Here is a 13,938-nt window from a genome sequence, read left to right on the forward strand (position 1 = left end):
TATTTTACTTTGATTGGAGGAATCAAACTTATGTCTGATTATAGAATGGATATACAAGGAAGTATTGGGCTAAGTGAATATAGTAATATTTATGATTATTTATGTATAGTAGGTAAGAATGATAAATTTACAATATCAATAAATGAAGAAAATAATGATAACATTGATGCAATTAATTCAATGTTAAAAGATAACAACTTTATAATAGATAAAAATGGGTATGATAAGAATGGTAAATACTACATAAATGCTCACAGATATGGATAAAATTTTAAATACAATTAAAAAAACTTCAATAAGGACTTTATTAATTCTATAAATATATTAAAATAGAATAGTAAGTCCTATTTTTATATGGAATTATATAAGACAAATACATAAATGGAGGTTTATATGAATAAGTACGTAGTTGGTGTTGATTTAGGTGGTACTAAAATAAGTACTGCACTTGCAGATTTTGAAGGAAATGTTTTAGCACAAAGCATAATTCCAACAAATGCACACGAAGGTGAAGAGAGAGTTCTTGAGAGAATAATAAATACTATTCAATCTGTAATAAAAGAAGGAGAAGCTAATCTTGAGGATATTAAAGCGATAGGTATAGGCTCTCCAGGACCATTAGATTCACAAAAGGGAATTATTATAAAAACTCCAAACTTACCATTTACTAATTTCAATTTAGTAAAACCATTAGAAGTTAAATTCGGAGTACCTGTATTCTTAGATAACGATGCAAATGTTGCAGCAATCGGAGAATATATGTTAGGTGCAGGCCGTGGAAAGAAAAACATGGTTTACTTCACAGTAAGTACTGGTGTAGGTGGAGGAGCTATCGTAGATGGAAACATCTATAGAGGAAACACATCTAATGCACTAGAAATAGGTCACACAACAGTAGCACCATTTGGACCAAGATGTGGTTGTGGTAATGTTGGTTGTCTAGAAGCAGTATCATCAGGTACAGCTATAGGTAAAAGAGGTAGAGAAGCTGTTGCAACTAAAGTAGAAACTTCTTTAAAAGAATATGAAAATGTAACTTCATACGAAGTATTCAAAGAAGCTGAAAAAGGCGATGCTGTTGCTAAGGATATAATAGAAGAGGCATTAAGCTACTTAGGAATTGGTATTGCAAACGCTATATCTATATTCGACCCAGAAATGGTAGTTATAGGTGGCGGAGTTTCAAAAGCTGGAGATATAGTTTTTGAAAGAGTACGTGAAGTTGTTAAGAAGAGATGTTTTAAATCAATGGCAGACGCTTGTGAAATAGTACCAGCAGGTCTTGGAACAGACGCAGGTGTTATAGGTGCAGTTGCATTAGCACTTTTAGAATTAAGTAAGTAATTAAATATACTATTCATATAAAAGTTGACTTCTGCTTATTAAACAGAAGTCAACTTTTTATAATAAAAAATACTACCAACTAAATAGTCTTAAATTTCAAGTAAGTTTAATATACGTTAAACTTTACGAATTTACTTTAAAAATGTATAGTTAAGAGATAAAATTAATTAGGAAACTTTATATGGGAAAAGGAGAAGGGAAACATTATGACAACTATTTATTTAACAAGACATGGTCAAACTGAATGGAATATTGAAAAAAGACTTCAAGGACATGGTAATTCACCTTTAACTGAATACGGGATAGATAGAGCTAAAGAATTATCAAAAAGAATTGAAGAACTTGATATAGATTGTATATATACTAGTCCTATAGAAAGAGCTTACAAAACAGCAGTTATATTAAGAGGTAATAAAAATGTTGAAGTAAGATCACATGAAGGACTTAAAGAAATGAACTTTGGTGATTATGAAGGAAGAATAACTGAAGAAGTTATGAAAGAAAATCCAGATTGGGATATAACAGCTATTATGAAGGGTAACTTAGATATGAGAGCTCCAAATGGGGAAACATTAAGAGAAGTTAGAGAAAGAGTTAAAAAAGCTATGGAAGAAATAATCTCAGAAAACGAAGGCAAAACAATATTAGTAGTAGCTCATGGTATAACTTTAAAAGCAATAATGTCATTCTTTAAAGATGAAGAAGTAGAAAATGAAGTAATGGGACAAGCGACACTTACAAAAGTAATTAAAGACGGGGATGCTTTTAAAATAGAATTTAAAAATGATGGAAGTCATTTTACAGAGATACAGGAAAAACAAGGTTGGTAAATTAATTTAGGAATAAAAGACTTTATTATTGCATATAGTAAATATGTAATTAAGTAAATAAAGTTTTTAATTAGGGAAGTAGAATAAATTCTCTTCTCTCATACATATTTATAAGATACTTAACCTTCATAATTAAGTATTTCGTAAAATACCCATGCAATAAACTCTGTGTAGTGAGAGGAAGGATTTTTTATATATACTATCCCTAGGTTTCCTTTGTACCTAGGGATAGGAACATAAAAAATTTAGTTGTGACTTTGAATGATTAGGATGGAGATAATAACTTTTTAAGTTTTTCTCCATCCTTATTATTATTTAAAGAAGTAGTATATAATAAAATATATAACTATAAAGAAGTAAGAAGGGATATTATGAAGTGTGAAATATTATCAGTAGGTACTGAGATCCTTTTAGGAGACATACTAAATACAAATTCAAGATACTTATCAAAGGAACTTGCAAACTTAGGTATAGATGTTTATTATCATCAAGTTGTCGGGGATAATAGAGAAAGAATACTTAGTGCATTAAAGAAAGCTTTTAGTAGAAGTGATATTATTATAACTACAGGAGGACTTGGACCAACTAAAGATGATATGACTAAGGAATTAGTTGCTGAATTTTTAGGTATGGACATGTATCTTAATGAGGAAAGTTTAAAGAAAATAGAAGGTTACTTTAAAAAGATGGGAAGAGTCCCTGTAAAAAGTAATGAAAAGCAAGCATACTTTCCAAAAGAAGCAATAATTTTAGAAAATAATAATGGAACTGCACCAGGAGCTATTTTTGAAAAGGATGGGAAGGCAATAATAGTACTGCCAGGACCTCCAAAGGAAATGGGACCTATGTTTAATGAATCTGTTAGAAAATATCTAGAAAATTTAACTGGATATACAATAGTTTCAGAAGTAATTAGAGTATTTGGAATTGGAGAAAGTGAAGCTGAAAATAAGCTTCAAGATTTAATTGATAATGGACAAAATCCAACTATAGCACCTTATGCAAAAGAAGGTGAAGTAACTTTTAGAATAACTGCAAAAGGAAAAGATGAAGAAGATGCTAGAAAGTTAATAAAACCATTAAAAGAAGAAGTTTATAATAGACTTGGAAATTTAATATATAATACGGGAGATATAAGTATTCAAGAAACTGTTGGAGAAATATTAGTTAATAAAAATATGACTATAGGTGTTTCTGAATCTTGTACAGGCGGATTAGTTTCAGCTAAATTAATAGAATACCCTGGAATATCAAGTGTGTTTTTAGAAGGGGCTGTTACTTACTCAAATGAAGCTAAAATGAGAACATTAAATGTTAAAAAAGATACATTAGAAAAGTTTGGTGCAGTAAGTGAACAAACTGCAAGAGAAATGGCAGAAGGAATTGCAAAAAGATGTGGTTCTAGAATAGGTGTTTCTACAACAGGAATAGCAGGTCCTGGTGGTGGAACAGAAGAAAAGCCTGTTGGACTTGTATATATAGGGGTATATATAGATGGAGAAACTAAAGTAGAAAGACACGTATTTTCAGGTAATAGAAATGCAGTTAGAAATAAAGCTAGTATGACTGCTTTAAATATGGTAAGAAAAAGTTTATTATAAATATGAAAAATCCCCCTATGTTTTAAAATAAACATAAGAGGGATTATTCCTGTATATAAATAAAATGGGGGAGAGGCGATTAATTAATGAAGCAATTAGCCTCAGTAAGTATTATCCCCAAGGAATGTAAAAATATACTTATAGAAATAAAGAATCTGTTAAGTTGTTATGAAAAAATAGCTTAATAAATCATAGATTTTCTCGTTCTTTGAAAATTATATAAGTTTGACTATATTTGCGCATGGCAAATAAACCTGCAAAATATAATTTTTCAAGCAGGTTAATCAAAGATATTCTTAATAAATTAAGCAGCTATAAACCAAGATTGCCTAGATAAATTATCACTAGAGAAGCCAGCGACTTCAGCGGGAGTAAGGTTATTTAACGACCCATGAATTCTTATAAAATTATAGTGAAATATAAACATAAAAATAAGATTATTAGCTTTTTCAAATGAGTTAAATCCTTTTTTGGACTTATACCAAGCTTTAAAAGTCTTATTAAAAGATTCTATAAGATTATTATTTATATCACTAGACATTGGCTTAACTGGTACATGTTTTGTTTCCGGTAATAGCGTAGCTATCGCTTCGTTATAAGCTGGCCATCTATCTGTAATTAGGTTAGAGGGTGAACCATATTTTTTAGCTTCATTGATCAGAGAAAAAGCAGAGCTTTCATTTCTATATCTACTTAAATGAAAAGATATTATAAATCGCGTTTCAGAGTCTATAACTAACCATAAATAATGTTTTACTCCGTTAATAAAAACAACAGTCTCATCAGCGTGCCAATCGTCAGATTGCAAATCTACTTGTTGTTTAAAGTTATCTGCTTTGAGTTTAAAGTATGGAGCAAATTTATTGCTCCAGTTAGCGATAGTTACATGAGACACTTTTATATTAAAGGTGTTCATAAGAAATTGAGATATAGCTCTAGTTGATGTATTGTTCAAGTAATATAATGTTAGTGCTGTAATAATAATTTGTAATGGGAATCGCATTCCTTTCATAGAAAGGGCCCCGGTAATAGCTTCGCTAGATGGTGAATCAATATTAAAATTATGATGTTGCACAATAATATGATTACATTTTTTATTATTACATTTATATCTATTATAGTGTTTGTAAGAATGATGTAAATAAGTTCCTTTATCACACTTTGGACACTTAGGATACTTCATTTTAGGAACTCCATCACCATCGCTAGCGATGAATTGGCGCTTACATTTTTTACATTGATATTTTTGATTAGCCTGTTTGTCAAAACCAAATTTATATAGTTTATTAGAGTGACAACGAGGGCATCTAATATTTGTTTTGTTCATTGTTTTCTCTCTCCTTTTCTAGGGGGTAATTTAGTCTTTGCAAACTTATTGTATTTCCTAAGGTTGAGAGAATCAATGTTCATATAACTTAACAGATCGGAAATAAAAAAAGGGAGGGAATTATGAAAAAAGTTTTAAAGGGGAATATCTATTTTTTAATAGTATTAATATTAGAAATTGTAGCACCATTTATACTAAACACAGTATATAGTTTAATAGGTCTTAGAGATATTAGAATTGTATTATTTCTAAATCACATGATACTTTTTATAATACCAGCAATCATATATGTTATTGTTACTAAATGTAATATTAAGGAGACATTTAAGTTTAATAGGTTACCATTTAAAGATTTAATTCTTGTTATAATATTAGCCTTATTTTGTATTCCTATAATGAATTTCTTTGGACTTCTAAGTGCAATGTTTTTTGAAAATAATATAGGAAATTTAATGACTTCTATATCAAGTACTCCATATATAATACTTATGTTACTTATTGCTGTTATGCCAGCTATAACTGAAGAAATAACTTTAAGAGGGATAGTTTTATCAGGTTATGATGGAAAGGGAAAGTTTAAATCAGCTTTAGTAATAGGGGTATTCTTTGGTATATTCCATTTAGATGCTCAGCAATTTTTATATGCTGCAGTTTTAGGATTTATCCTAGCTTATGTAGTTAGAGCAACTGGCAGTATATTTTCATCTATGATAATGCATTTTATACTAAATGGATCATCAATTACAATACAGAAAATAACTTCACTAACTAGTTCAAACTTAATAGAACAATCAACTGATATTTCAGTACAAGCATTACCTTTTAATGAGAAAATTGTATTACTTCAGGCAAGTTTAGCAATGACTATATTTGCTAGTCTTATAGTATTTATAATAATTCAAAAATTAAATAATAGAGGAAAAGCAAGAGGAGTTAAAGATATTCCACTTGGAAATTATAATGTAAATGGAGAACTTGTTGAAAGCAAAGAAAGAATAATAGATATTCCATTTATATTAATAGTAGTTATTTATATATTAACTATGTTGTTATTATCTAGGTAGTATAAGAGGAAGAGGCTGTCTTAAAATAGACAGCCTTTTTTTATTATACTTTATGAACATTTTTCTTATCCTGCTTATTTTATATTTTTTGATACTCTATTTAAAAAAGAAATATTAATATGTATAACGCAAAATTAACAATAGAATTGTTTATAAATAATTTGTAAACATTTAACTTGAAATATATTTTTTTTATGACTTTATTGCATAATTATAATGAAGCTAATAGGAGGTTGTATTATGAAGGTATTAGTAGTAGATGATGAAGAAAGTATATTAAGAATGTTAAATATTACATTAGAAGTTGCAGGGTATGATGTTTTTTTAGCTAAAGATGCTGTTAGTGCATTAGATATAATTTTAGAAAAATCACCTGACGTAATAGTATTAGATGCCATGCTTCCGGATATAAGTGGTTTTAATCTTATACCAAAAATTAAAAAAATTAAAGATATACCGATTATTATGTTAACAGCTAAATGTGATATTAATGATAAGCTGCTAGGTCTTAAGTTAGGTGCTGATGATTATATTACAAAACCATTTAATAGCACAGAACTTATACTTAGAATAAATGTAGTAAAGAAACGTATTATTAAAAATATAGATTCAGATAATGAAATAATAGAAGTAGGTAATATTAAACTTCTTATAGATGAAAAAAAAGCTCTAGTTAATGGTGAAGAAATTAATTTAACTTATAAGGAGTTCCAACTTTTATATTATCTTTGCAAAAACAAAGGAAAAGTTTTTTCAAGAGATGAGCTTTTAATAAAGGTTTGGGGTTATGATTTTAAAGGTACGACTAGAACTGTTGATATGTTAGTTCAAAGGATTAGAAAGAAGTTAGGAGGAGAGCAAAATTACATAAAAACTATATATGGATTAGGTTATAAGATAGATGATAAATAAATTTATAAAACTAAATATAAAAAGAAAAACAATACTTATGAGTGCTATTATAATAATCCCCATAATAATTGTTATGTTTTTTCTAACTATAATAATATTAAATTATAACCTTTTAAAAAGTTCTATAAATTCTCTTATTGTAGAGAGCAAGTCTGCTCAAATTTATGCTCAAAATATTATAAATGAAAATAAAGAAGAGGATATAGATACTATAATTAAGGATTATTCCCCATTTATATGTAATGAACTTAAGGAAATGTTTAATTTAAGAGTACAGTTTTTTGATAATACTGGATCTTTAGTTTACGATACTGACAATGGGAAAGATATTTCAAGGTATTATGATGATATAGTGGAAGGCGTTAGTGGAAATAAATCTTATATAGTTAAAAAAGAAGAGGGAATACCTTATATATTTATATCTTCGCCTTTATTTTTTAAAGGTGAAGTTTGTGGTGCTATAAGATTTGTGTATAAAGATATAGAAACTTTTGATGTTGTTAGAAATTCTTTTTATGTTGTGCTTGCAGTTGCAATGATGTTTATAATTCTTGGAATGTTCCTATTTAATACATTTGCAAAAAAAATAACTACGCCACTTGAAGAACTTACTTATTATTCAGGAGAAATATCTAAAGGTAATTATGATAAGAAGGTAAATATAAAAAGTGGAGATGAAATTGAAGTATTAGCAGATACCTTTAATGAAATGAGTGAAAACATAAAAATATATATAAGTGAGATAAAAAAATCATATAGAAATCAAAAAGAGTTTTTTGATGATATATCTCATGAATTTAGAACTCCTTTAACTTCTATAATTGGGTTTTCAGATATTATTCCAAAGCTAGAAGATAAGGGTAAAATAGATGAAAGTTCTAGGTATATAAAAAAAGAAGGGGAAAGGCTATTAGATTTAGTTAATGAAATATTAGCTATTGCTAAAAATGAAAATGAATCATTTCAAATAAAAAATGAATTTATAAATATAAAGAAAATTATAGAAGAAGTTATAGTATTACTTAGTAATAGGATAAATAATTATCATATAATACTTGAAGACAATTCGATTATTAATTTTGTTTATTGTGATTACAATAAAACTAAACAAGTGTTTTTAAATATTTTAGATAATGCAATTAAATATAGTGGGTGCGAAGTTATAACAATTTCCTCAGAAAAATTTAATGACAGATATGAAGTTATCATTAAAGACGATGGTGTAGGTTTTGACACTACTAACCCTATAAGTGAAAATAGTACTGGATTTGGTCTGAAAATTTGTAAAAATATAATGAAAAATCAAAATGGAGATTTTAAAATAGAAAGTAAGACTTATGTAGGAACTATTTGTAGAGTTATATTTTATAAACATAATAAAATAAAGGAGCAATATGAAAAATAATATTAAAATAACAATAGTAAGCGCAATTTTGATTTGTTTAATTATAAGTATATATATTTTTATAAGTTATAGTGAAAACTTTGATAAAGTTACTGTAGTTGAAAGAAAGGAGGATGCTTTAAAGTCTATAAATACATCTATTCCAAAAGAAATAGTTATAAGTACAAAGTTTTATAGGGAAACAGTCATAACAAGCAAGCTTAAGATAGATGAAATTTTAGAGTCTATAAATTCTATAATGAATTCAGAAAATAAAAATGATGATATATTAGAAAAGGATAGTTCAGCTTATACTGTTAAAGGAAAGATATATTACAACAACAAAGTAGATGAATTCACATTAAATAATGTGTTGAAGTTTAATGGGAAAGAATTTAAGGCAAGCTCATATAAAATAAATACTTTACATAGAAAGCTATTCAATTACTTTAATACTTATAAACATATTATAGATATATTAAATACAGATAATTCAAGTGTTTATTTATTAAGTGAGGGAAGAGAGGAGTTAATTAATAAAAATAAGCTTATAAGTAAACTTAAAAATTTAAAATCAATGACTGATATAGATAAGCTTAATAACACTAGTATAAAAGATAAAAAAAGATATACATTAAAAATAAAAATAAATAATAATATAGAAAATAAGACAAATAACTTAGTTTTTATTGATGTATATGAAAATTATATAGTAGTTCAATTTTTAGCAGATGATAATGGCGAGAAAATATATATGGAGGGAAGTATAGGTGAAGTTTAATAAATTTAAATTAATAATTATTATAATTATACTCTCTATTGCCGTGATTTTCTTAATTAACAATAAAAACAAAGACAAAAATCTTAAGGATAATCACTTAGTAGTTTATTCTTGCTTAAGAGCAGAGGAAACTAAATCTATTTTAGAGCTATTTAAAAAGCAAACAGGTTGTTCTTATGAATATATACAACTTCCAACAGAAGAAGCTGTAAATAGGATTGAAGACGAAAAAGAAGAACCTAAAGCAGATTTGTTTTTAAGTGGTACTAGCTCTAGTTTAATAAGGCTTGCAAAATCTAAAGCCATTGTAAATTATGTAGCAGAAGAAGATAAAAATATAGCTAGTGATTTAAAAGATCCTTATGAAAGATGGATTGCGTTTGAATTTCATCCCTTTGCAATAGTAGTAAATAAAGATAGTAAAATAGATATACCAAAAAGTTTTGAAGATTTAGGAGATAAAAAATATAAAGGTAAAATAATAATGCCAAATCCATTAACATCTGGAACAGGATATAGTTTTATTAATTATATATATAATGGTAAGAATCCTAAAGAATCAGAAGAATTAATAAAAGATATAAATTCTAATGTACACCTTTTAACAACTAGAGGTTACAACGTAGTTCAAAATGTTGCATCAGGGGAGTATCCTATAGGAATAGCATATTTAAGTAATATAAATTTAATGAAAAGAACAGTTAGCAATATAGAAGCTGTAGTTCCTAAAGATACAGGAATAGATATTCATGGTGTAGGTATAATAAATAAAAGAAATGTTTCTAAAGCATCAAAAGCCTTTGTTAATTTTATAATTTCTAAAGAAACTCAAGAAGAACTTGAAAATATTTCAGCAGCTATACCAGCTATCAAGTATAGCGAATATAATAGCATTTACAAATTTAAAATATTAGATGATTCCTCTAAAGGAATTGACATATGGAAACGTATAAAATAGATAAAAACATCACAAATATTACAATTCTAATATATTTGTGATGTTTTTCTGTTATTTTAAGATATTAAGATAAACGTGTAGAAAAGATTAAGTGAAAATCTAATGAGGAGGTTAAATTTATGATAAGTTTTTTAAAACCTGCAAAACCTATTGCACGTTTACCAGAAGAGAAAATTAAAAAGACGTATACTAAGTATCGTATTGAAATGTTTGTTTTAATTATGGTAGGGTACATGCTTTATTATATAGTTAGAAAAAACTTTAATGTTGCTTCACCATTATTAGTAGAACAACTTCATTTCACAAAAACAGAAGTCGGATTTATAAGTAGTTCATTTGCAGTATCATACGGATTAAGTAAATTTGCATTAGGGACTTTAGCAGACAGATCAAATATAAAAAGATTTTTATGTGTAGGTCTTATAGGATCGGCACTTATTAACTTTGGACTTGCATTTTCAAAATCAATTTGGTTATTTGCACTTTTAATGGTTCTTAATGGAGTATTCCAAGCTATGGGAGCACCGGCATGTCACATAGTTATAGGTAAATGGTTCTATAAAAAAGAACGTGGACTTAAGATGAGTACATGGAACACAGCTCATAATCTAGGCGGTGGATTAGTTGGACCTTTAGGAACACTATCATTATTTATATTTGGAGCTAATTGTTATCAAAGTATATTCTTCTTCCCAGCTATAATAGCAATAGTAATAGGTATTGCTATGTTATTTATAGGTGCTGATACTCCACAATCTGTAGGATTACCTTCAGTTCAAGAATACTACGGAGATGAAGTATTAGAAGAAGAAAAAAATGTTGATGCAAACTCTTTAACAGTTAAAGAAATAATATTTAAATATGTACTTACAAATAAATTTATATGGATATTAGCAATAACAAATATATTTATATACTTAGTTAGACAAGGTGTAGTTAACTGGATTCCTATATATTTAACTGAAGCTAAAAACTTTAGCTTAGCTGATGCAAACTGGGCTATGATGATATTTGAATATGCAGCTATTCCATCAACTATATTAATAGGTTGGTTATCAGATGCAGTATTTAAAGGAAATAGAGCACCGCTTGGTATTATATGTATGGTAGGTGTTATAGGTGCAGTTGTTCTTTATTGGAAAACTGATAGTTATCTTTTAACAATGATTTCAATTGCAATAGTAGGTTGTTTAATTTATGGACCTGCAATGCTTATTAATATGAGTTTGGTAGACTTAGTACCAAAATTTGCAGTTGGTTCTGCAGATGGATTTGCAGGATTAACAGCATATCTTATAGGACAAATGAATGCGGATATTTTATTAGGATTCTTTGCTGATAAATTTGGATGGGATGGAGCATTCATGTATATGATAACTGGTGCGATTTGTGCATTAATCGGACTAATAGTATTACAAGTTGCAGTTAAAAGAAGCAACAAATAAAAAATATTTTTAAATTAGATAAAACCATTAATTGCTTAAGTTACTTTAAGTTACACATTATTAGAGTGGAATTTAGCTTTATTAGCTAAATTCCCTTTATAAAAATATGGTAGAGGTGAGAGTTATGCAAAAGTCTAAAATGATTTTTACTATAGGTCCTTCAAGCGATAATGAAGAAACTATAAGAGAGTTTATAAAAAATGGGATGAGTGCAGCAAGATTAAATTTTTCTCATGGAACTCATGAAAGTCACAAAAAGGTTATTGAAAAAATAAGTTCAATAAGAAAAGAGTTAAAAAAGTCAACAGGAGTACTTGCAGATATAAAAGGACCTAAAATAAGGGTTGGAACATTTAGTTCTTCAAAAATAGAATTACATAAAGGTGATGTATTTTCTTTCTCTTGCAGGGATGAATTAATTGGAGATGAAAAAAGATGTTCAATTTCATATAAGGAACTTTATAAAGAAGTAAATCCTTTAGATATTATATTAGTTGATGATGGCTTAATAGAGTTTAGAGTTTTAGAGATAAACAATAAAGATATTGTCTGCGAAGTATTAACTGATGGGATTATTTCAGACCACAAGGGAGTTAATGTTCCTAATATAAAACTTGGACTTCCTGCAATAACCGAAAAAGATAAAAGGGATTTGAAATTTATAGCTGAAAATGAAGTGGATTTTGTAGCAGCATCTTTTGTAAGAAAGCCTTCAGATATTTTAGAATATAAAAAAATACTTAGTTCTTATGGAAGAGAAGATATAAAAGTTATAGCTAAAATAGAAAGCACTGAAGGAATAGAAAATATAGATGAAATTATAGAAATATCTGATGGGATAATGATAGCAAGAGGCGATATGGGAGTTGAAATTCCGGTAGAAAAAGTACCTTTAGTTCAAAAATCTATAATAGAAAAATGCAATATAGCTAATAAAATAGTTATTACAGCAACTCAAATGCTAGATTCTATGATAAGAAATCCAAGACCAACAAGAGCTGAAACTACAGATGTTGCAAATGCAATATTAGATGGAAGCGATGCAGTAATGCTTTCAGGAGAGAGCGCTTCAGGTTTATATCCTATAGATGCGGCAAAAACTATGGGGAAAATAGCAAAAGATGCAGAACAGCATTTAGACTTTTATAAGATTATGAAGAAGTTTAAGGACGAGGAATTAAATAGTTTCAATGAACTTATAAGTTTTTCTGTTATTGAAGCTATTAGTAAATCTGATATAAAAGCTATCGTAGTTAAGATGTCTAACAAAGGGGATAAGGTTAAAAATATTTCAAAATATAGACCAAAGGCTCCAATCATTGCTATAACAAGTGATGAAAAATTAGCAAGATCAATATGCCTTGAGTTTGGGGTTGTTCCAGTTGTAGAGTCTAGAATAACTGATGAAAATTTAGAAGAGTTATCAAGAGAGTTAGTACTTAAAAAAGGGCTTGGTAAAGAGGGAGACTCTATTTTAGTTGTGAGCGAAGGCAAAGATGAACATGGAAATAATAGTACTTTAAAATTTGAAACAATATAGATTAGTTATAGTTATAAAAGCTACATTTCATATATAACTTCTTTTAGAGTGTCGACTTTGTCGACACTCTTTACTTTTATTTATAAAACAAAAAATACTAATATGGTTACGGTGAAATCAACAAGGTATATATATGTCAAATTTAAATCTGAGGCCATGATAATTTTTGAGTGCATGAATTTAAATAAATTAACAAATAAGCCGTAGGAAAGTCAGTTTTTTATATACTGAAGAAACCATATATAATTTAATTATATATGGTTTCTTAATTTTTTGCTAAATCAGAAGAGTCTCCGTAGAAATAAGAAAAACATTCCTTATTAACCCATCCTCTGCAATTGATATTAGTATCTAGTGGTAAGGATATGTAATACCAATTAATATTATTTAAAATTGCCTTATCTAAAATCTTAACCTCCATCTTTACAGTAGTAACTCTTACTATATCAGAATTATACAAAGGTGATAGAAGAACATTCGTATTTTCATTAATGATTCCCATTGTTGAAGAGGGAACTTCAAATATTATTTCAGAAGATTTTCCTTTTTTATAAGTTGAGTTTTTAGGAACTTGCTTTCTTAATCTTTCAATTTGATTATTAGCTATTAATAGTTGTCTTTTAAGCTTAAATAGTTTTCCTTCATAAGACATTATAAGAAAAGCTATTATAGCAGCTATAAGTATTAAAAATATAATATATTTCAAATTAATCTCCTAAGTAAATTAGTATACAATATAATATATTTTTAAT

At 27.7% G+C, this 13,938-nt stretch carries 13 protein-coding genes; 11 read left to right on the forward strand and 2 right to left on the reverse strand.

The window, feature by feature from the left end:
• Positions 1-30: 30 nt before the first annotated feature.
• The 4 genes from ACZ5TJ_RS01755 to ACZ5TJ_RS01770 all read left to right on the forward strand — a co-directional run bounded on the left by ACZ5TJ_RS01755 (position 31) and on the right by ACZ5TJ_RS01770 (position 3,775).
• Positions 31-267, forward strand: coding sequence for a hypothetical protein (locus ACZ5TJ_RS01755; protein WP_464200898.1), 237 nt, complete (start codon positions 31-33; stop codon positions 265-267).
• Positions 268-393: 126 nt separating this feature from the next.
• Positions 394-1,344: an ROK family protein gene (locus tag ACZ5TJ_RS01760; protein ID WP_464200899.1), complete on the forward strand. Its 951-nt coding sequence runs from the start codon at positions 394-396 to the stop codon at positions 1,342-1,344.
• 206 nt (positions 1,345-1,550) lie between these two features.
• Positions 1,551-2,174, forward strand: a complete 624-nt coding sequence (locus ACZ5TJ_RS01765) for a histidine phosphatase family protein (protein ID WP_464200901.1) — start codon at positions 1,551-1,553, stop codon at positions 2,172-2,174.
• Between the two features lie 371 nt (positions 2,175-2,545).
• Complete coding sequence (locus ACZ5TJ_RS01770) at positions 2,546-3,775, forward strand: competence/damage-inducible protein A (protein WP_464200902.1); 1,230 nt, start codon at positions 2,546-2,548, stop codon at positions 3,773-3,775.
• A 304-nt stretch (positions 3,776-4,079) separates the two neighbouring features.
• On the opposite strand, the gene ACZ5TJ_RS01775 is transcribed toward ACZ5TJ_RS01770, so the two are convergent.
• Entirely contained in the window at positions 4,080-5,102 is a 1,023-nt protein-coding gene (locus ACZ5TJ_RS01775) for an IS6 family transposase (protein WP_464198879.1), read from the reverse strand.
• A 122-nt stretch (positions 5,103-5,224) separates the two neighbouring features.
• Between ACZ5TJ_RS01775 and ACZ5TJ_RS01780 the strand changes: the two genes are divergently transcribed.
• From ACZ5TJ_RS01780 to pyk, 7 genes are all read left to right on the forward strand, one after another.
• Positions 5,225-6,166 carry a CPBP family intramembrane glutamic endopeptidase gene (locus tag ACZ5TJ_RS01780; RefSeq protein WP_464200903.1) on the forward strand — a complete coding sequence of 314 codons (942 nt, stop codon included), beginning with the start codon at positions 5,225-5,227 and terminating at the stop codon, positions 6,164-6,166.
• A 240-nt stretch (positions 6,167-6,406) separates the two neighbouring features.
• Positions 6,407-7,078 (forward strand): response regulator transcription factor, encoded by a 672-nt coding sequence (locus ACZ5TJ_RS01785; RefSeq protein ID WP_464200904.1) that lies wholly within the window; start codon positions 6,407-6,409, stop codon positions 7,076-7,078.
• Positions 7,068-8,483 carry a histidine kinase dimerization/phospho-acceptor domain-containing protein gene (locus tag ACZ5TJ_RS01790; RefSeq protein ID WP_464200905.1) on the forward strand — a complete coding sequence of 472 codons (1,416 nt, stop codon included), beginning with the start codon at positions 7,068-7,070 and terminating at the stop codon, positions 8,481-8,483. The genes ACZ5TJ_RS01785 and ACZ5TJ_RS01790 overlap by 11 nt, the downstream gene beginning before the upstream one ends.
• On the forward strand, positions 8,473-9,243 hold the full coding sequence (locus ACZ5TJ_RS01795; RefSeq protein WP_464200906.1) for a DUF3919 family protein: 771 nt from the start codon (positions 8,473-8,475) through the stop codon (positions 9,241-9,243). The genes ACZ5TJ_RS01790 and ACZ5TJ_RS01795 overlap by 11 nt, the downstream gene beginning before the upstream one ends.
• Positions 9,233-10,201: an extracellular solute-binding protein gene (locus ACZ5TJ_RS01800; RefSeq protein ID WP_464200907.1), complete on the forward strand. Its 969-nt coding sequence runs from the start codon at positions 9,233-9,235 to the stop codon at positions 10,199-10,201. Before ACZ5TJ_RS01795 ends, ACZ5TJ_RS01800 begins: the two co-directional genes overlap by 11 nt.
• Positions 10,202-10,320: 119 nt before the next feature.
• Complete coding sequence (gene pgtP, locus ACZ5TJ_RS01805; protein WP_464200909.1) at positions 10,321-11,646, forward strand: phosphoglycerate transporter protein PgtP; 1,326 nt, start codon at positions 10,321-10,323, stop codon at positions 11,644-11,646.
• 124 nt (positions 11,647-11,770) lie between these two features.
• Entirely contained in the window at positions 11,771-13,186 is a 1,416-nt protein-coding gene (gene pyk, locus ACZ5TJ_RS01810; protein WP_464200910.1) for a pyruvate kinase, read from the forward strand.
• A gap of 265 nt (positions 13,187-13,451) precedes the next feature.
• Here the strand turns inward: pyk and ACZ5TJ_RS01815 are convergent, their stop codons facing one another.
• On the reverse strand, positions 13,452-13,892 hold the full coding sequence (locus ACZ5TJ_RS01815; RefSeq protein WP_464200911.1) for a hypothetical protein: 441 nt from the start codon (positions 13,890-13,892) through the stop codon (positions 13,452-13,454).
• Positions 13,893-13,938 lie beyond the last annotated feature (46 nt).

The sequence above is a fragment of the Clostridium budayi genome, from assembly GCF_055396605.1.